The sequence below is a fragment of the Escherichia sp. R1 genome (assembly GCF_003000935.1).
GTDB lineage: Bacteria > Pseudomonadota > Gammaproteobacteria > Enterobacterales > Enterobacteriaceae > Escherichia > Escherichia coli.
This window is the reverse complement of sequence record NZ_PSRU01000022.1, coordinates 1-19,738: the sequence shown is the minus strand read 5'-3', so window position 1 is coordinate 19,738 and position 19,738 is coordinate 1. Positions and strand designations below refer to the sequence as shown.

Sequence of the window (19,738 nt, the reverse complement as noted above, 5' to 3'; positions counted from 1 at the left end):
AATGGTGTCTATTTATGGCAATTAACAATACCGGCTCGCGGCGATTACTCGTCACGCTAACAGCCCTTTTTGCAGCGCTTTGCGGGCTGTATCTACTCATTGGCGGAGGCTGGCTGGTCGCGATTGGCGGCTCCTGGTACTACCCTATCGCTGGCCTTGTGATGCTCGGCGTCGCCTGGATGCTGTGGCGCAGTAAACGCGCCGCGCTTTGGCTGTACGCAGCCCTGCTGCTCGGCACTATGATTTGGGGCGTCTGGGAAGTTGGTTTCGACTTCTGGGCGCTGACTCCGCGCAGCGACATTCTGGTCTTCTTCGGCATCTGGCTGATCCTGCCGTTTGTCTGGCGTCGCCTGGTCATTCCTGCCAGCGGCGCAGTTGCCGCACTGGTGGTCGCACTGCTGATTAGCGGTGGTATCCTGACCTGGGCCGGATTTAACGATCCGCAGGAAATCAGCGGCACCTTAAGCGCCGATACCACGCCAGCAGAAGCCATCTCCCCCGTTGCCGATCAGGACTGGCCTGCCTATGGTCGCAATCAGGAAGGTCAACGCTTTTCACCACTGAAGCAAATTAACGCTGATAACGTCCACAAGCTGAAAGAAGCCTGGGTGTTCCGTACTGGCGATGTGAAGCAGCCGAACGATCCGGGCGAAATCACCAATGAAGTGACGCCAATTAAAGTGGGCGACACCCTTTACCTGTGTACCGCGCATCAACGTCTGTTTGCGCTGGATGCCGCCAGCGGTAAAGAGAAATGGCATTACGATCCTGAGCTGAAAACCAACGAGTCCTTCCAGCATGTAACCTGCCGTGGCGTCTCTTATCATGAAGCCAAAGCAGAAACTGCTTCGCCGGAAGTGATGGCGGATTGCCCGCGTCGTATCATTCTTCCGGTCAATGATGGTCGTCTGATTGCGATTAACGCTGAAAACGGCAAGCTGTGCGAAACCTTCGCCAATAAAGGCGTGCTCAATCTGCAAAGCAATATGCCGGACACCAAACCGGGTCTGTATGAGCCGACTTCGCCGCCGATTATCACCGATAAAACCATCGTGATGGCCGGTTCAGTCACCGACAACTTCTCAACCCGCGAAACGTCTGGCGTGATCCGTGGTTTTGATGTCAACACCGGGGAGCTGCTGTGGGCTTTTGATCCGGGCGCGAAAGATCCGAATGCGATCCCGTCTGACGAACATACCTTTACCTTTAACTCACCAAACTCGTGGGCACCAGCGGCCTATGACACGAAGCTGGATCTGGTCTATCTGCCGATGGGCGTGACCACGCCAGATATCTGGGGCGGTAATCGCACACCGGAACAGGAACGTTATGCCAGCTCGATTCTGGCGCTGAATGCCACTACCGGGAAACTGGCGTGGAGCTACCAGACCGTTCACCACGACCTGTGGGATATGGATCTTCCGGCACAGCCGACGCTGGCGGACATCACCGTTAATGGTCAGAAAGTGCCGGTCATTTATGCTCCGGCGAAAACCGGCAACATTTTTGTGCTCGATCGTCGCAATGGTGAACTGGTGGTTCCTGCCCCGGAAAAACCGGTTCCCCAAGGTGCTGCTAAAGGCGATTACGTGACCCCTACTCAACCCTTCTCGGAACTGAGCTTCCGTCCGACGAAAGATTTGAGCGGTGCGGATATGTGGGGAGCCACCATGTTTGACCAGTTGGTGTGCCGCGTGATGTTCCACCAGATGCGCTATGAAGGCATTTTCACGCCGCCATCTGAACAGGGTACGCTGGTCTTCCCGGGTAACCTGGGGATGTTCGAATGGGGCGGGATTTCCGTTGATCCGAATCGTGAAGTGGCGATTGCCAACCCAATGGCACTGCCGTTTGTTTCGAAACTGATCCCACGCGGTCCTGGTAACCCGATGGAACAGCCGAAAGATGCCAAAGGCACGGGTACGGAATCCGGCATCCAGCCGCAGTACGGTGTACCGTATGGCGTCACGCTCAACCCGTTCCTCTCACCGTTTGGTCTGCCATGTAAACAGCCAGCATGGGGCTATATCTCGGCATTGGATCTGAAAACCAATGAAGTGGTGTGGAAGAAACGTATTGGTACGCCGCAGGACAGTATGCCATTCCCGATGCCTGTACCGGTGCCGTTCAATATGGGTATGCCGATGCTTGGCGGGCCAATCTCCACGGCGGGTAACGTGCTGTTTATCGCCGCTACGGCAGATAACTACCTGCGCGCTTACAACATGAGCAACGGTGAAAAACTGTGGCAGGGTCGTTTACCAGCGGGTGGTCAGGCTACGCCAATGACCTATGAAGTGAATGGCAAGCAGTATGTGGTGATCTCCGCAGGCGGTCACGGTTCATTTGGTACGAAGATGGGCGACTATATTGTGGCTTATGCGCTGCCGGATGATGTGAAGTAACCATAATGCCCGGAGAGATCCGGGCATATTTCCGAATACGGTCTTTTTATACCGTAAACCCTAACATCATCCCCGTATCTTCATGCTCCAGCAGATGGCAGTGCGCCATATAAGCATGTTCTTTCGGTGCATCGTGATTAAACTTCACCAGCACTTCGCTGACATTACCTTCTACCTTAACGGTATCTTTCCAGCCTGCGCGATGCGTCGCTGGCGGTTTGCCATTTTCTGACAAGATACGGAACTGCGTACCGTGGATATGGAACGGATGCAGCATCATGTCGCCTACGCCAGAGATAACCCAACGTTCGTACTGCCCTTTCGCCACCGCAAACATCGGCTTATTCATATCAAACGCCTGACCGTTGATTTTGTTGGCATGGTGGAAATCAAACTTCCCGCTGTGGTTCATATGATTCATATTGCCGTGCCCCATATGGCCCATCATCTGGCTGTGATCCATCCCGGCCATCGCCTGATCGCCATATTTCTCCATCAGCATCTGCATCCCCATCATATCGAGCATTGGGTCCATAGAAAGTTGCAGCTTGCGTACCGTCAGCCCTTCCAGCGAAGGTAACGCAGGCAGGCTACTTAATGTGTCTGGCAAAGCACCAGAGGCACTAATGGCAATCGGCTGAATCCGCATTACCGGATGCGGCTTGTCAAACGGCGCAATCGCCATCCCCATCTGGCTGACCGGCAGCGTCACCAGGTCAAAGGGTTTGTTGTCGTTAACCTCCACCAGCACTTCAAAACGCTCGCCCATCAGCACTGGCAGCTCGTTCACCTTCACCGGTACAGGTAGCAGACCGCCGTCGCTGGCAATCACATAAAGCGGGCGATTGTCGCTGGTGGCGAAATTGAGCGAGCGGGCATTACAGCCATTGAGCAAACGCAGGCGCAGCCAGCCACGCGGGGCAGCGTGTTGCGGGTAGATTACACCGTTGGTCAGCAACGTATCGCCAAACCAACCCACAGCGGCGGTCATCACATCCAGTTGATAATCAATCTGCCCGTCAGCGTTAAATTTTTTATCCTGAACAATCACCGGGACATCATCAATACCCCACTGTTTTGGCAGCATTAATTTCAGGATCTCGTCATCTTCAATCACCACCAAACCAGCCAGCCCCATCGCCACCTGACGTCCGGTCTTGCCATGTTGATGTGGATGGAACCAGCAGGTAGCGGCAGGTTGATCAACGTTCAACGTCACCGAGCGCTTGCCACCTGGCGGAATAATTCCCTGCGGGCCGCCGTCCACTTCACCCGGTACTTCCAGCCCGTGCCAGTGCAACGTCGTCTCTTCCGTCAGTTGGTTGTAGATATCAACCGTTACCGCTTTGCCACGCTGTAATTTCACCGCCGGCCCCAGCAGATTGCCGTTATAGCCCCAGGTAGTTGCGGTTTTCCCGCCAAAGGTGGACTGACCTGCGCCAATAGTTAACTGAATGCGATTACGGGCATCGGTCGTGAGCAAATCAGGGATTGGTAACGTTGGGCGTTCCGCCGCAAATACTGCGCGGCTCCACAGCGGCAAGGCTGAAGCCACACCCAGCGCGACGGAATATTTCAAGAAATCACGACGTTGCATAGTTATTTCCTTATTCTTAAGCAGGCGAAACAAAATCAAACGTTGAGCATAGTCCTTCCCCTTACGGGAAGGTCAAGCCGCAGACACAATTTAATCGACAATAATGGTCGTCGCCTCGCTCGCAGTGTGCTAACGTTTATCTTCTTTAAGCCCCTGGTAGAAGCAATGAAGACGTTTTTCAGAACAGTGTTATTCGGCAGCCTGATGGCCGTTTGCGCAAACAGTTACGCGCTCAGCGAGTCTGAAGCCGAAGATATGGCCGATTTAACGGCAGTTTTTGTTTTTCTGAAGAACGATTGTGGTTACCAGAACTTACCTAACGGGCAAATTCGTCGCGCGCTGGTCTTTTTCGCCCAGCAAAACCAGTGGGATCTCAGTAATTACGACACCTTCGACATGAAAGCCCTCGGTGAAGACAGCTACCGCGATCTCAGCGGCATTGGCATTCCCGTCGCTAAAAAGTGCAAAGCCCTGGCTCGCGATTCCTTAAGCCTGCTTGCCTACGTCAAATAATCCCTGATACCTTTTTGTAGAAATATTGACCGTGCATCCGCGGTCAATGTTAGCTATTATGTTGCGCCATTTTTTTACGGGTGTTAACAAAGGAGGTATCAACCCATGGCCGAAAAAAAACAGTGGCATGAAACGCTACACGACCAGTTTGGGCAGTACTTTGCGGTAGATAACGTTCTGTATCATGAAAAGACCGATCACCAGGATCTGATCATTTTTGAGAACGCCGCATTTGGTCGCGTAATGGCGCTGGATGGTGTAGTACAAACCACCGAGCGTGACGAGTTTATCTATCATGAGATGATGACCCATGTTCCGCTACTGGCCCACGGTCACGCGAAACATGTGCTGATTATCGGCGGCGGCGACGGTGCCATGCTGCGTGAAGTAACCCGACATAAAAACGTTGAGTCAATCACGATGGTGGAAATCGATGCGGGTGTCGTGTCGTTCTGCCGTCAGTATCTTCCCAACCATAACGCCGGTAGTTACGACGATCCGCGCTTTAAACTGGTGATCGACGATGGTGTCAATTTCGTTAATCAAACCAACCAGACCTTTGATGTCATTATCTCCGACTGCACCGATCCTATCGGTCCCGGCGAAAGTCTGTTTACTTCTGCATTTTATGAAGGCTGCAAACGTTGCCTGAATCCTGGCGGTATCTTCGTCGCACAAAACGGCGTCTGCTTTTTACAGCAGGAAGAGGCCATCGACAGTCATCGCAAACTCAGCCATTACTTCAGCGATGTTGGCTTTTATCAGGCGGCGATCCCGACCTATTACGGCGGCATCATGACCTTTGCATGGGCGACAGATAACGACGCCTTACGCCATCTCTCAACCGAAATTATTCAGGCGCGTTTTCTCGCTTCTGGCCTGAAATGCCGTTATTACAATCCGGCAGTCCATACGGCAGCTTTTGCCTTACCCCAGTATCTGCAAGATGCACTGGCTTCACAGCCGTCCTAAGGAGAAGATAAGAAATTGAAAAAACTGAAACTGCATGGCTTTAATAATCTGACCAAAAGTCTGAGTTTTTGTATTTACGATATCTGCTACGCCAAAACTACCGAAGAGCGCGACGGTTATATTGCTTATATCGATGAACTCTATAATGCCAACCGTCTGACCGAAATCCTGTCAGAAACCTGTTCCATTATCGGGGCCAATATTCTTAACATCGCCCGCCAGGATTACGAACCACAGGGTGCCAGCGTCACTATTCTGGTGAGTGAAGAACCGGTTGACCCGAAACTCATCGACAAAACAGAACACCCCGGCCCACTGCCAGAAACGGTCGTTGCCCATCTCGATAAAAGTCATATTTGCGTACATACCTACCCGGAAAGTCATCCTGAAGGCGGTTTATGTACCTTCCGCGCCGATATTGAAGTCTCTACCTGCGGCGTGATTTCTCCGCTGAAGGCGCTGAATTACCTGATCCACCAGCTTGAGTCCGATATTGTGACTATTGATTATCGCGTGCGCGGTTTTACCCGCGACATTAACGGTATGAAGCACTTTATCGACCATGAGATTAATTCGATTCAGAACTTTATGTCCGAAGATATGAAGGCGCTGTATGACATGGTGGATGTAAACGTCTATCAGGAAAATATCTTCCATACCAAGATGTTGCTTAAAGAGTTCGACCTTAAGCACTACATGTTCCACACCAAACCGGAAGATTTAACCGACAGCGAGCGCCAGGAAATTACCGCTGCGCTGTGGAAAGAAATGCGCGAGATTTATTACGGGCGCAATATGCCCGCTGTTTAACGTCTCAGGCGGAGCACGGAGGCTCCGCCTGATTTACTTACTTCTGCTGCACGAAATTACGGTAAGCCGCCACCACCTGAAGAAAATCCTCAACGCCGCACAGCGACAAGCTCTCTTCATCGTAGTAGTTCATCCCCTCTTCCATTTCATCGCCAGCGAATTCCAGTTGATTGGCGCGAACCATCACCTCTTCACCGTCCATCCACAGAGTGTATTCATGCCCTGCCCGCTGCCAGGATCGTTCGCTACCTTTCAATGCGTGCGCCGCTTGTTCCACTTCATCAAGCAAGGCCAGGTTTTCTTTCACCTCTTCATTAAACCAGTGCCCGACCACTTCATGCCCCATGGACATACGCACCTTTACCACTCCGGTAATATCGCGCAGAAATTCGTAATCCATAGTGTGTTCCTCTGCTCCCGGCAATGCGCCGAAATCGCATTGCGCCATTGATGTAATTATCGCAGCCTTACCGGAGAAAAACAGCGGAACGGCGATGGTTTAGAAATAAAAAATGCCCGGGAATCTCATTCACCGGGCATTGTGTCGTTTATGCGCAGCGCGTGCGCTGACTTTTTAAACCGCAGTCTGGAAAATCACCCCATCGGCTTTTTCGGTGTACTGAGAAAGCTGGTTGAAGTTCAGATAACGGTAAGTATCAACGGCAGTTTTATCTACTTGCGCCACGTAGGTCTGGTACTCTTCCGGCGTCGGCAGTTTGCCAATCAGCGCCGCAACAGCAGCCAGTTCCGCAGAAGCCAGGAAGACATTCGCGCCCGTCCCCAAACGGTTCGGGAAGTTACGGGTAGAGGTGGAAACCACCGTCGCACCGTCTGCTACACGCGCCTGGTTACCCATACACAGGGAACAGCCAGGGATCTCGATACGAGCACCACTCTTACCGAAGACGCTGTAGTAGCCTTCTTCGGTCAGCTGTGCAGCGTCCATACGCGTTGGCGGTGCCACCCACAGGCGGGTCGGCAACTGACCTTTGTGCGCATCCAGCAGTTTACCCGCAGCACGGAAGTGACCGATGTTAGTCATGCAAGAACCGATAAACACTTCGTCGATCTTCTCGCCCTGTACCGCAGACAGCGGACGAGCGTCGTCCGGGTCGTTCGGTGCACAGAGGATTGGCTCTTTAATATCCGCCAGATCGATGTCGATCACTGCCGCGTATTCCGCATCTGCATCGGCTTCCAGCAGCTCAGGATTCGCCAGCCATTTTTCCATGCCCTGAATACGACGTTCCAGGGTACGACGATCGCCGTAACCTTCCGCGATCATCCACTTCAGCAGGACGATGTTAGAGTTCAGGTATTCGATGATCGGTTCTTTGTTCAGCTTGATGGTACAACCGGCAGCAGAACGCTCGGCAGACGCATCGGTCAGCTCAAATGCCTGCTCAACTTTCAGATCCGGCAGACCTTCAATTTCCAGAATGCGACCAGAGAAGATGTTTTTCTTGCCTTTCTTCTCAACGGTCAGCAGACCTTGTTTGATTGCATACAGCGGAATGGCGTGAACCAGGTCGCGCAGGGTGATGCCCGGCTGCATTTTGCCTTTGAAGCGCACCAGAACGGATTCCGGCATATCCAGCGGCATTACGCCTGTTGCGGCTGCAAATGCCACCAGACCAGAACCCGCCGGGAAAGAGATACCGATCGGGAAACGGGTATGGGAGTCACCGCCCGTACCGACAGTATCCGGCAGCAGCATACGGTTCAGCCAGGAGTGGATTACGCCGTCACCCGGACGCAGCGACACACCGCCACGGTTCATAATGAAGTCCGGCAGCGTGTGGTGCGTATTCACGTCAACCGGTTTCGGATATGCCGCGGTGTGGCAGAAAGACTGCATCACCAGGTCAGCCGAGAAGCCCAGGCACGCCAGGTCTTTCAGTTCATCACGGGTCATCGGGCCGGTGGTGTCCTGGGAACCTACAGAAGTCATTTTCGGTTCACAGTACGCGCCCGGACGAATGCCTTTCACACCGCAGGCACGACCTACCATTTTCTGCGCCAGCGAGAAGCCGCGATCGCTCTCAGCGACATCTTTCGCCTGACGGAACACATCACTATGCGGCAGACCAAGTGCTTCACGCGCTTTGGTGGTCAGGCCACGCCCGATAATCAGCGGAATACGGCCGCCAGCACGCACTTCATCAATCAGCACGTCGGTTTTCAGTTCGAAGGTTGCCAGCAGTTCGCCGGTTTCGTGGTTACGCACTTCACCTTTGTACGGGTAAACGTCAATCACGTCACCCATGTTCAGGTTAGAGACGTCCACTTCGATTGGCAGTGCACCCGCATCTTCCATCGTGTTAAAGAAGATGGGTGCAATTTTACCGCCGAGGCACAAACCACCGCCGCGTTTGTTCGGCACATGTGGAATATCATCACCCATAAACCACAGTACGGAGTTCGTGGCGGATTTACGCGATGAACCCGTACCCACAACGTCACCGACGTACGCCAGCGGGAAACCTTTCTGTTGCAGAGCTTCAATCTGTTTGATCGGACCAACAACACCAGGCTGATCTGGCTCAATACCTTCACGGGCGTTTTTCAGCATCGCCAGCGCGTGCAGTGGGATATCCGGGCGTGACCACGCATCCGGTGCCGGAGAAAGGTCATCGGTGTTGGTTTCGCCTGTGACTTTGAAGACGGTAACGGTCAGTTTTTCAGCCAGTGCCGGGCGATTCAGGAACCATTCGGCATCTGCCCAGGACTGCATTACCTGCTTCGCATATTCGTTACCTGCTTTCGCTTTCTCTTCTACGTCATAGAAGTTATCGAACATCAGCAGCGTGTGAGAAAGTGCTTTGGCAGCGATCGGTGCCAGTTTGGCATCATCCAGCGCGTCGATCAGCGGATGAATGTTGTAACCACCCTGCATGGTGCCCAGCAGTTCGATGGCTTTTTCCGGAGTCAGCAGTGGGGATTTGGCTTCGCCTTTCGCGACAGCAGCCAGGAAGCCTGCTTTGACATAGGCGGCTTCATCGACGCCAGGGGGAACACGGTTGGTTAACAGATCTAACAGGAATTCTTCTTCGCCCGCGGGCGGGTTTTTCAGCAGCTCTACAAGTGCGGCCATTTGGTTTGCATCCAGGGGTTTGGGCGCAATCCCCTCAGCGGCACGCTCAGCTACGTGCTTACGGTATTCTTCTAGCACGACGGTTCTCCTCGCTCTCATTGTCATAGTGCGGCAGGCGATTCTCTTCACGCTCCTGTGAGACAGCAGTTTGTAGGGTAAATGCCCAGTACCGCAACGGGCAGAATAGCAGGATTTTGACGATGTGTTAATCTGTTTACAAAAAAGCAACATAAAAAAGTGGCTGAATCGTTAAGGATGGTCTAGAGAATGTTTCCCTCCGTAAAAACTTCGTTAATTCGCATGGTGATAATCACCTTTCTCAACGAATCCCAAGATTAGTCAAAATTTAAACTACGGCCTCTTTATACTCGGATTCACAGCACCTGCGGGTGGCAGTTCGCCGACCATTGCGATTTCCTTGAGATCCGAATTATGAAAATGACTTTGCCGTTTAAACCCCATGTGCTGGCGCTAATTTGCAGTGCCGGGCTTTGTGCCGCCTCTACCGGGCTATATATAAAAAGCCGCACAGTGGAAGCGCCTGTGGAACCGCAATCGACACAACTGGCTGCGCCTGACATCTCCGCAGTTACGCTTCCTGCAACGGTTTCCGTGCCTCCTGTAACACCTGCCGTCGTCAAATCCGCATTCAGCACTGCGCAAATAGATCAATGGGTTGCACCTGTCGCGCTATACCCCGACTCTCTGCTTTCACAAGTGTTAATGGCATCAACCTATCCGGCAAACGTTGCTCAAGCAGTGCAATGGTCGCACGATAATCCACTTAAACAAGGCGATGCTGCTATTCAGGCGGTATCTGACCAGCCCTGGGACGCCAGCGTCAAATCACTGGTGGCCTTTCCACAGTTGATGGCATTGATGGGCGAAAACCCGCAATGGGTGCAAAACCTGGGCGATGCTTTTCTGGCGCAGCCGCAGGACGTGATGGACTCGGTACAGCGATTGCGGCAACTGGCGCAACAAACCGGCTCGCTGAAGTCATCAACTGAACAAAAGATCATCACGACAACGAAAAAAGTCGTACCGGTAAATCAGCCCGCCAACGCCCCTGCCACACAATCAAATACCGTTTCTACGTCCAGCCCCGTCGTCGCAGAACCTGCACCGACCGTAATAACCATTGAGCCAGCCAATCCGGATGTGGTTTATATTCCGAACTACAACCCAAACGTGGTTTACGGCAGTTGGGCCAATACCGCTTATCCGCCAGTTTATCTGCCGCCGCCAGCCGGAGAACCGTTTGTTGACAGCTTTGTGCGCGGATTCGGCTATAGCATGGGCGTTGCTACCACATACGCACTATTCAGCAGCATCGACTGGGACGACGACGATCATGACCATCATCATCATGACGATGATGATTATCATCACCACGATGGCGGTCATCGTGACGGTAATGACTGGCAACACAACGGCGACAACATCAATATCGACGTCAACAATTTCAACCGTATCACCGGTGAGCATCTTACTGATAAGAATATGGCATGGCGGCACAATCCAAACTACCGTAATGGTGTGACCTATCATGATCAGGATATGGCAAAGCGGTTTCATCAAACCGATGTCAACGGCGGAATGAGCGCCACGCAGTTACCTGCTCCAACACGCGACAGCCAGCGTCAGGCGGCAGCAAGTCAGTTTCAGCAACGAACACACACCGCCCCCGTCATTACGCGAGATACCCAACGTCAGGCAGCGGCACAGCGGTTTAATGAAGCTGAACACAATGGGAGCTATGACGACTTCCGCGACTTCAGCCGTCGCCAGCCACTGACCCAGCAACAAAAGGACGCCGCTCGTCAGCGTTATCAGTCGGCTTCTCCTGAGCAGCGCCAGGCGGCTCGCGAGAAAATGCAGACTAACCCACAGAACCAGCAGCGAAGAGAGGCGGCACGTCAGCGTATTCAGTCCGCGTCGCCTGAGCAGCGCCAGGCGGTTCGCGAGAAAATGCAGACTAACCCGCAGAATCAACAGCAAAGAGATGCAGCACGTCAGCGTATCCAGTCTGCCTCGCCTGAGCAGCGTCAGGTTTTTCGAGAGAAAGTTCAGGAGAGCCGCCCGCAGCGTCTAAACGACAGTAACCATACTGCCCGATTGAATAATGAGCAACGGTCAGCGGTACGCGAACGGTTGTCTGAGCGTGGAGCAAGGAGACTGGAAAGGTAAATTGCAGGCGTAAAAAAGCGGCGTTGTTAGCCGCTTAAGACTGATGACAAACATCGAATCGCCCGATGCGCAAGCTTATCGGGCCTACACAAGCCATGCAATATATTGAATTTGCATGATTTTGTAGGTCGGATAAGGCGTTTACGCCGCATCCGGCATCAACCACGAGCACTTTATCAACAATCTGAAGCGGCCAGAATAGCCGCTTCTTAATTTGCCGGATGTTCCGGCAAACGAAAAATTACTTCTTCTTCGCTTTCGGGTTCGGCAGGTCGGTAATGCTACCTTCGAACACTTCTGCCGCCAGGCCCACAGACTCGTGCAGAGTCGGGTGCGCATGGATGGTCAGTGCGATGTCTTCAGCGTCACAACCCATTTCGATTGCCAGGCCGATTTCACCCAGCAGCTCACCGCCGTTAGTACCGACAATTGCACCACCGATCACACGGTGAGATTCTTTGTCGAAAATCAGCTTGGTCATACCGTCTGCGCAGTCGGAAGCGATAGCACGACCAGAAGCAGCCCACGGGAAGGTGGCGGTTTCATAGCTGATGCCTTTCTCTTTCGCTTCTTTCTCAGTCAGACCAACCCATGCAACTTCTGGTTCGGTATAGGCGATGGACGGGATAACTTTCGGATCGAAGTAGTGTTTCTTACCGGCGATAACTTCAGCGGCAACGTGACCTTCGTGAACACCTTTATGTGCCAGCATCGGCTGACCGACGATATCGCCGATAGCAAAGATGTGCGGTACGTTGGTACGCAGCTGTTTGTCAACGCGGATGAAACCACGGTCGTCAACTTCCACGCCAGCTTTGCCTGCGTCGAGGTTTTTACCGTTCGGCACACGACCAATTGCTACCAGCACGGCGTCGTAACGCTGCGGTTCAGCTGGTGCTTTTTTGCCTTCCATCGTCACATAAATGCCGTCTTCTTTCGCTTCAACGGCGGTAACTTTGGTTTCCAGCATCAGGTTGAATTTTTTGCTGATACGCTTGGTGAAGACTTTAACGATGTCTTTGTCAGCTGCCGGGATAACCTGGTCGAACATTTCAACCACATCAATCTGTGAACCCAGCGCGTGGTATACGGTGCCCATTTCCAGACCGATGATACCGCCACCCATTACCAGCAGGCGTTCTGGTACTTCTTTCAGTTCCAGCGCGTCAGTGGAGTCCCAGATACGCGGATCTTCATGCGGAATAAACGGCAGTTGAATCGGGCGAGAACCCGCTGCAATGATCGCGTTGTCGAAGTTGATCACGGTTTTACCGTTCTCACCTTCAACTTCCAGGGTGTTAGCCCCGGTAAATTTACCCAGACCGTTGACCACTTTGACTTTGCGGCCTTTCGCCATACCAGCCAGACCACCGGTCAGCTGATTGATCACTTTCTCTTTCCAGGTACGAATCTTGTCGATATCGGTTTTCGGTTCGCCGAAGACGATACCGTGTTCAGCCAGCGCTTTGGCTTCTTCGATGACTTTTGCTACGTGCAGCAGTGCTTTAGAAGGGATACAGCCGACGTTCAGGCAAACACCGCCAAGGGTGTTGTAACGTTCTACGATTACGGTTTCCAGACCTAAATCAGCGCAACGGAAGGCAGCGGAGTAACCTGCGGGGCCTGCCCCAAGTACCACGACCTGAGTTTTGATTTCAGTACTCATCATGACCTCTATATATTTATCTCCGGCGGTCATACCCGTCGTCTTTCAGGCCGCAGCGGCGTTAGCTTCACGCCCTCCCCCCAGTCACTTACTTATGTAAGCTCCTGGGGATTCTGGCGCTTGCTACCTTGCTGCACCCAGAAATCCATAGGGTATGTGAAGTAATACCCTAACCACCACCGGGTCGTTCTATCCGTCGGTATTTTACAAAATTGTTAACAATTTTTAAACAACAAACGGCAACCGATTTGTCTATTCGCTAATAACCTCAATACATTCATGAGATTACCAGAAAAAAGCCGGCCGTTGGGCCGGCTCTTTTACTTACATCACCAGACGGCGAATGTCAGACAGCGTGTTGTTAATGATGGTAATGAAACGGGCACCATCAGCACCGTCGATCACGCGGTGGTCGAAGGAGAGAGAAATCGGCAGCATCAGACGCGGCACGAACTCTTTACCATTCCACACCGGCTCCATCGCGGACTTGGAAACGCCAAGGATAGCCACTTCCGGCGCGTTCACAATCGGCGCGAAGTGGGTAGTACCCAGGCCGCCGATGCTGGAGATGGTGAAGCAACCGCCCTGCATTTCGCCCGCAGTCAGCTTACCGTCACGCGCTTTCTTGGAAATAGTCATCAGCTCGCGAGACAACTCGATGATGCCTTTCTTATTGACGTCTTTGAATACCGGAACAACCAGACCGTTCGGGGTATCCACCGCCACACCGATGTTGATGTATTTCTTCAGGGTCAGACGCTGACCGTCTTCCGACAGCGAACTGTTAAAGCGAGGCATCTGCTCAAGAGCTGCAGCAACCGCTTTCATGATGAAGACAACCGGGGTGATCTTCACATCCAGCTTACGTTTCGCCGCTTCTTCGTTCTGCTGTTTACGGAACGCTTCCAGCTCGGTGATATCGGTTTTGTCGAAGTGAGTAACATGCGGGATCATCACCCAGTTACGGCTCAGGTTCGCACCAGAGATTTTCTGGATGCGGCCCAGTTCCACTTCTTCGATTTCACCAAACTTGCTGAAGTCCACTTTAGGCCACGGCAGCATGCCTGGGATACCGCCGCCAGTTGCCGCCGGAGCCGCTTCTGCACGTTTGATAGCTTCTTTCACGTAAGCCTGAACGTCTTCGCGCAGGATACGACCTTTACGGCCAGTGCCCTTCACTTTCGCCAGGTTAACGCCAAACTCGCGTGCCAGACGGCGGATCAGCGGAGTCGCGTGAACGTAAGCGTCGTTTTCAGCAAATTCAGATTTGCCTTCCGCTTTCGCAGCCGGTGCTGCTGCCGGGGCTTCAGCTTTTGCTGCCGGAGCCGGCGCTGCCGCTTCCTGTTTCGCAGGAGCTGCCGCAGGCGCTGCGCCTTCAACTTCGAAGATCATAATTAGCGAACCAGTTTTCACTTTATCGCCAACGTTGACTTTCAGTTCCTTCACGACGCCTGCAAACGGAGCCGGAACTTCCATAGACGCTTTATCGCCTTCTACGGTGATCAGTGACTGTTCAGCGGCAACTTTGTCGCCCACTTTCACCATCACTTCGGTCACTTCAACTTCGTCACCGCCGATATCCGGAACGTTAACTTCTTTCACGCCAGCCGCTGGTGCAGGAGCCGCTGCCGGAGCCGCTTCCTGTTTAGCCGCCGGAGCTGCCGCGCCTGCTTCACCCGCGACTTCGAAGACCATAATCAGCGAGCCGGTAGACACTTTGTCACCCACGTTCACTTTGATCTCTTTCACGGTGCCTGCAAACGGAGCCGGAACTTCCATAGAAGCCTTGTCGCCTTCTACGGTGATCAGCGACTGTTCAGCTTCAACTTTATCGCCAACTTTCACCAGGATTTCGGTCACTTCAACTTCGTCGCTGCCGATATCCGGAACGTTAACGTCTTTTGCCGCTGCAGCCGCTGGTGCTGCTGCCGGAGCGGCTTCTTTCTTCTCTTCTGCCTGAGCAGGTGCAGCGTCAGCTGCACCGTCGGCGGAATCGAAAATCATAATCAGTGCGCCGGTCTGGGTTTTATCGCCAACAGAGACTTTGATCTCTTTAACGATACCCGCCTGCGGAGACGGAACTTCCATAGAGGCTTTGTCGCCTTCTACGGTGATCAGCGACTGTTCGGCTTCAACTTTGTCGCCCACTTTGACCAGGATCTCGGTGATTTCAACTTCATCAGCCCCGATGTCCGGTACTTTGATTTCGATAGCCATTATTCTTTTACCTCTTAAGCCAGACGCGGGTTAACTTTATCTGCATCGATGTTGAATTTGGCGATTGCGTCAGCAACCACTTTCTTATCGATTTCGCCACGTTTAGCCAGTTCGCCCAGCGCCGCAACCACGACATAAGAAGCATCAACTTCGAAGTGGTGACGCAGGTTCTCACGGCTGTCGGAACGACCGAAGCCATCAGTACCCAGTACGCGGTAGTCGTCAGCCGGTACGTAAGTACGGACCTGCTCAGCGAACAGTTTCATATAGTCGGTAGATGCCACTGCCGGAGCATCGTTCATCACCTGAGCGATGTATGGAACGCGCGGAGTTTCCAGCGGGTGCAGCATGTTCCAGCGTTCACAATCCTGACCATCACGCGCCAGCTCTGTGAAGGAGGTCACGCTATAAACGTCAGAACCTACGCCGTAATCTTTCGCCAGGATCTCTGCCGCTTCACGGACGTGACGCAGGATAGAACCGGAGCCCAGCAGCTGAACTTTACCTTTGCTACCTTCAATGGTTTCGAGTTTGTAGATACCTTTACGGATACCTTCCTCAGCACCTTCCGGCATTGCCGGCATGTGGTAGTTTTCGTTCAGCGTAGTGATGTAGTAGTAAACGTTCTCTTGTTTTTCACCGTACATACGCTCCAGACCGTCATGCATGATGACAGCAACTTCGTAAGCGTAAGCCGGGTCGTAAGAGATACAGTTCGGGATAGTCAGCGACTGAATGTGGCTGTGACCATCTTCGTGCTGCAGACCTTCGCCGTTCAGGGTGGTACGACCGGAAGTACCGCCGATCAGGAAGCCACGCGCTTGCTGGTCGCCAGCCGCCCAGCACAGATCGCCGATACGCTGGAAGCCGAACATCGAGTAATAGATGTAGAACGGAATCATCGGCAGATTGTTGGTGCTGTAAGAGGTCGCCGCTGCCAGCCAGGAACACCCTGCGCCCAGCTCGTTGATCCCTTCCTGCAGAATCTGACCTTTCTCGTCTTCTTTATAGTAAGCAACCTGCTCGCGGTCCTGCGGGGTGTACTGCTGACCGTTCGGGCTGTAAATACCAATCTGACGGAACAGACCTTCCATACCGAAAGTACGCGCTTCGTCGGCGATGATCGGTACCAGACGATCTTTGATCGACTTGTTCTTCAGCATCACGTTCAGGGCACGAACGAAAGCGATAGTGGTAGAGATCTCTTTGCTCTGCTCTTCCAACAGCGCGCCGAAGTCTTGCAGGCTCGGCAGCTCAAGCTTCTCGGTGAAGTTCGGCTGACGGCTTGGCAGATAACCGTGCAGTTTCTGACGCTGAGCGTGCAGATAGGTATGCTCTTCAGAACCTTCCGGGAAGGTGATGTACGGCAGTTTTTCGATATCTGCATCAGACACCGGCACATTGAAACGGTCGCGGATGTGACGCACGCCGTCCATGTTCATTTTCTTAACCTGGTGCGCGATGTTTTTACCTTCAGCCGCGTCGCCCATGCCGTAACCTTTAATGGTATGAGCAAGGATTACCGTCGCTTTGCCTTTGGTTTCCTGCGCTTTCTTAAATGCAGCGTAGATTTTCTTCGGATCGTGACCGCCACGGTTCAGGGCCCAGATCTGCTCGTCAGTCCAGTCTGCAACCAGTGCTGCGGTTTCAGGATATTTACCGAAGAAGTGTTCACGAACGTACGCACCATCTTTCGATTTGAAGGTCTGGTAGTCGCCGTCAACGGTTTCGTTCATCAGCTGGATCAGTTTACCGCTGGTATCTTTACGCAGCAGTTCATCCCAACGGCTACCCCACATCACTTTGATCACGTTCCAGCCAGCACCTTCGAAGATGCCTTCCAGTTCGTTGATGATCTTGCCGTTACCGGTGACCGGGCCGTCAAGACGCTGCAGGTTACAGTTGATAACGAAGACCAAGTTATCCAGTTTTTCACGGGTAGCGATGGTGATCGCACCTTTGGATTCCGGTTCGTCCATTTCACCGTCGCCGAGGAACGCGTAAACGGTTTGTTTAGAGGTATCTTTCAGGCCACGGTGTTCCAGATATTTCAGGAATTTAGCCTGGTAAATAGCACCAATCGGACCCAGACCCATAGATACGGTCGGGAACTGCCAGAATTCCGGCATCAGTTTCGGGTGCGGATAGGAAGAGAGGCCATTGCCGTGAACTTCCTGACGGAAGTTATCCAACTGCTCCTGAGTCAGACGACCTTCCAGGAAAGCACGAGCGTAAACGCCCGGGGAGATGTGGCCCTGGAAGTAAACCAGGTCGCCGCCATCCTGCTCGTTGCGTGCACGGAAGAAGTGGTTAAAGCACACATCATAAATGGTTGCGGAAGACTGGAAGGACGCCATGTGGCCGCCCAGTTCGAGGTCTTTTTTCGACGCACGCAGAACCGTCATGATGGCGTTCCAGCGGATAGCTGAACGAATACGGCGTTCCAGTTCCAGATTACCCGGATACTCCGGTTGTTCTTCAACGGGGATGGTGTTGATGTAGTTGCTGATACCGGTGCCTGCGGCTACGTTGACACCGCCTTTGCGGGCTTCAGCAAGCAGTTGGTCGATCAGATACTGAGCACGCTCAACACCTTCTTCACGGATGACCGATTCGATCGCCTGGAGCCAGTCGCGAGTTTCGATCGGATCCACGTCATTTGGGAAACGTTCTGACATGGGTTATTCCTTATCTATCTAATAACGTTGAGTTTTCTGGAACCTGTCCCATTGAACTCTCGCCGGAAAGCTCAATAAGACAGGTTCTACGTTTAGTTGCCGCGCTTTTATATGCGCTTGATTTACAACATCTTCTGGATAATTTTTACCAGAAAAATCACTAATTCTTTCGTTGCTCCAGACGACGTAGAGAACGCTCACGGCGGCTCTCTTCACGGCTTCTGTCGAGCAAAATTTCTTCGATAAAGGCCAGATGGCGATGCGATGCTTCGCGCGCTTCTTCCGGCTTACCGGCCATAATCGCTTCAAATATGCGGGTGCGGTGACTACTCACCAGCGGCAGCATCTCGCGACGCGAATAGAGCAATTCGAAGTTCTGGCGGACATTCTGGGCCAACATCGGCTCCATACACCTTAGCAGATGAAGCAGAACCACATTGTGGGCCGCTTCGGTGACGGCAATCTGATACTGGAGTACGGCATTTGATTCCGCGTCCAGATCGCCAGACTGCTGCGCCAGCTCTATGGCATGGTGGAGTTCACGGATGCGTTCCTTGTCTTCATCGGTACTACGCAGCGCGGCGTAATAAGCGGCGATACCTTCCAGGGCGTGTCGTGTTTCGAGCAAGTCATACTGTGATTCAGGATGGTCGGAGAGCAGCTCCACCAGCGGATCGCTGAAGCTTTGCCATAGGCTGCTCTGGACAAAAGTGCCGCCACCCTGGCGACGAAGCAACAAGCCCTTCGCTTCGAGACGTTGAATCGCCTCACGCAAGGAGGGACGGGAGACGTCGAACTGTTTTGCCAGTTCGCGTTCCGGTGGGAGTTTTTCGCCCGGGCGGAGAGTGCCTTCGAGGATCAAAAACTCCAGTTGCTGCTCAATCACATCGGAGAGTTTTGGTTGGCGGATTTTGCTGTAGGCCATGAGTTCCTGTCTTAAGCCACTTGCCGAAGTCAATTGGTCTTACCAATTTCATGTCTGTGACGCTAAAGTAACAAAGTATTCACCTTATGTCCATACAGGTTTTGATTGAAATCATGAAACTGTGCACATTTTAACAACTTGACATATATAACGTTTCAAAGTTGTAACTATGCACAAATGTTAAATTTACCCATCAAGGGGTGAGATTAACAGAATTGAAACGAAAAAATATGTCCTCTGAACCGATTCACCAAGCAACAAAACGCATAACAATTCAATTATGTGAATTAATATGTAAAATGAATGTTCAGGGAAGGAGAGAAAGGTAGTATTTACCTATGTTTTCTTTTTACATTGCTTATTATCACTGCAATCGCCACCGTAACCTTCTCGTAGCGAAAATCATCACTTAACCAGAACGTGATGATTTTCAGGTGACAGATTCTGTTTAGAATTCATTCTGAATCTTTGAACAAAGACAATCCTTGCGAACGCCGCCATTCTTTGACGATTTTCAGGATGTTTTCAGGTTTACCATCTTCTGGGGAATTAGGATAGAAAATGAGATCTCCCTTTTTAGGATGTTCAGTAATTTTAATGAAATGATCCACTAAGGTATCGAGATATTTTTCTAATTTTTTCCCTTTTAGGGATTTATCTTTGCTAGTTGC

General features: G+C 52.4%; 13 protein-coding genes. 5 read left to right on the top strand and 8 right to left on the bottom strand.

Going from position 1 to position 19,738, the window contains the following annotated elements; all coding sequences use genetic code 11:
- Positions 1 to 14 precede the first annotated feature (14 nt).
- The gene (gene gcd, locus C4F37_RS22450) at positions 15 to 2,405 is read left to right on the top strand and encodes a quinoprotein glucose dehydrogenase (RefSeq protein ID WP_001556761.1); all 2,391 of its coding nucleotides are present in this window, start codon (positions 15 to 17) and stop codon (positions 2,403 to 2,405) included.
- A 46-nt stretch (positions 2,406 to 2,451) separates the two neighbouring features.
- Here gcd and cueO read toward each other — a convergent pair whose 3' ends face one another.
- Complete coding sequence (cueO, locus tag C4F37_RS22445) at positions 2,452 to 4,002, bottom strand: multicopper oxidase CueO (protein WP_001540713.1); 1,551 nt, start codon at positions 4,000 to 4,002, stop codon at positions 2,452 to 2,454.
- A gap of 165 nt (positions 4,003 to 4,167) precedes the next feature.
- Between cueO and C4F37_RS22440 the strand changes: the two genes are divergently transcribed.
- The 3 genes from C4F37_RS22440 to speD all read left to right on the top strand — a co-directional run bounded on the left by C4F37_RS22440 (position 4,168) and on the right by speD (position 6,297).
- On the top strand, positions 4,168 to 4,515 hold the full coding sequence (locus C4F37_RS22440; protein ID WP_001295568.1) for a YacC family pilotin-like protein: 348 nt from the start codon (positions 4,168 to 4,170) through the stop codon (positions 4,513 to 4,515).
- Between the two features lie 105 nt (positions 4,516 to 4,620).
- Entirely contained in the window at positions 4,621 to 5,487 is an 867-nt protein-coding gene (gene speE, locus C4F37_RS22435) for a polyamine aminopropyltransferase (RefSeq protein ID WP_000818405.1), read from the top strand.
- A 15-nt stretch (positions 5,488 to 5,502) separates the two neighbouring features.
- A complete protein-coding gene (speD, locus tag C4F37_RS22430; protein ID WP_000734302.1) occupies positions 5,503 to 6,297 on the top strand; it encodes an adenosylmethionine decarboxylase in 795 nt (264 codons plus the stop codon).
- 37 nt (positions 6,298 to 6,334) lie between these two features.
- On the opposite strand, the gene yacL is transcribed toward speD, so the two are convergent.
- Entirely contained in the window at positions 6,335 to 6,697 is a 363-nt protein-coding gene (gene yacL / locus C4F37_RS22425; protein ID WP_000384306.1) for a protein YacL, read from the bottom strand.
- A 174-nt stretch (positions 6,698 to 6,871) separates the two neighbouring features.
- Entirely contained in the window at positions 6,872 to 9,469 is a 2,598-nt protein-coding gene (gene acnB / locus C4F37_RS22420; protein WP_001303793.1) for a bifunctional aconitate hydratase 2/2-methylisocitrate dehydratase, read from the bottom strand.
- A 354-nt stretch (positions 9,470 to 9,823) separates the two neighbouring features.
- Between acnB and C4F37_RS22405 the strand changes: the two genes are divergently transcribed.
- Positions 9,824 to 11,581: a DUF3300 domain-containing protein gene (locus C4F37_RS22405; RefSeq protein ID WP_001540711.1), complete on the top strand. Its 1,758-nt coding sequence runs from the start codon at positions 9,824 to 9,826 to the stop codon at positions 11,579 to 11,581.
- A gap of 241 nt (positions 11,582 to 11,822) precedes the next feature.
- On the opposite strand, the gene lpdA is transcribed toward C4F37_RS22405, so the two are convergent.
- The 5 genes from lpdA to C4F37_RS22375 form a co-directional block, all read right to left on the bottom strand.
- Positions 11,823 to 13,247 (bottom strand): dihydrolipoyl dehydrogenase, encoded by a 1,425-nt coding sequence (lpdA, locus tag C4F37_RS22400; protein ID WP_000102485.1) that lies wholly within the window; start codon positions 13,245 to 13,247, stop codon positions 11,823 to 11,825.
- Between the two features lie 324 nt (positions 13,248 to 13,571).
- Positions 13,572 to 15,464: a pyruvate dehydrogenase complex dihydrolipoyllysine-residue acetyltransferase gene (gene aceF / locus C4F37_RS22395; protein ID WP_000963518.1), complete on the bottom strand. Its 1,893-nt coding sequence runs from the start codon at positions 15,462 to 15,464 to the stop codon at positions 13,572 to 13,574.
- 14 nt (positions 15,465 to 15,478) lie between these two features.
- Positions 15,479 to 18,142: a pyruvate dehydrogenase (acetyl-transferring), homodimeric type gene (gene aceE / locus C4F37_RS22390; RefSeq protein WP_000003820.1), complete on the bottom strand. Its 2,664-nt coding sequence runs from the start codon at positions 18,140 to 18,142 to the stop codon at positions 15,479 to 15,481.
- Between the two features lie 160 nt (positions 18,143 to 18,302).
- Positions 18,303 to 19,067, bottom strand: coding sequence for a pyruvate dehydrogenase complex transcriptional repressor PdhR (gene pdhR, locus C4F37_RS22380; protein WP_000331776.1), 765 nt, complete (start codon positions 19,065 to 19,067; stop codon positions 18,303 to 18,305).
- A gap of 455 nt (positions 19,068 to 19,522) precedes the next feature.
- A partial coding sequence (locus tag C4F37_RS22375) for a bacteriocin immunity protein (protein ID WP_100621426.1) occupies positions 19,523 to 19,738 on the bottom strand: 216 nt, incomplete at its 5' end.

Bases quoted from the DNA above. Each gene is read 5' to 3' on its own strand.
- C4F37_RS22405 (WP_001540711.1), top strand. From the start codon at position 9,824: ATGAAAATGACTTTGCCGTTTAAACCCCATGTGCTGGCGCTAATTTGC.
- gcd (WP_001556761.1), top strand. From the start codon at position 15: ATGGCAATTAACAATACCGGCTCGCGGCGATTACTCGTCACGCTAACA.
- cueO (WP_001540713.1), bottom strand. From the start codon at position 4,002: ATGCAACGTCGTGATTTCTTGAAATATTCCGTCGCGCTGGGTGTGGCT.
- lpdA (WP_000102485.1), bottom strand. From the start codon at position 13,247: ATGAGTACTGAAATCAAAACTCAGGTCGTGGTACTTGGGGCAGGCCCC.
- aceE (WP_000003820.1), bottom strand. From the start codon at position 18,142: ATGTCAGAACGTTTCCCAAATGACGTGGATCCGATCGAAACTCGCGAC.
- C4F37_RS22440 (WP_001295568.1), top strand. From the start codon at position 4,168: ATGAAGACGTTTTTCAGAACAGTGTTATTCGGCAGCCTGATGGCCGTT.
- speE (WP_000818405.1), top strand. From the start codon at position 4,621: ATGGCCGAAAAAAAACAGTGGCATGAAACGCTACACGACCAGTTTGGG.
- yacL (WP_000384306.1), bottom strand. From the start codon at position 6,697: ATGGATTACGAATTTCTGCGCGATATTACCGGAGTGGTAAAGGTGCGT.
- pdhR (WP_000331776.1), bottom strand. From the start codon at position 19,067: ATGGCCTACAGCAAAATCCGCCAACCAAAACTCTCCGATGTGATTGAG.
- aceF (WP_000963518.1), bottom strand. From the start codon at position 15,464: ATGGCTATCGAAATCAAAGTACCGGACATCGGGGCTGATGAAGTTGAA.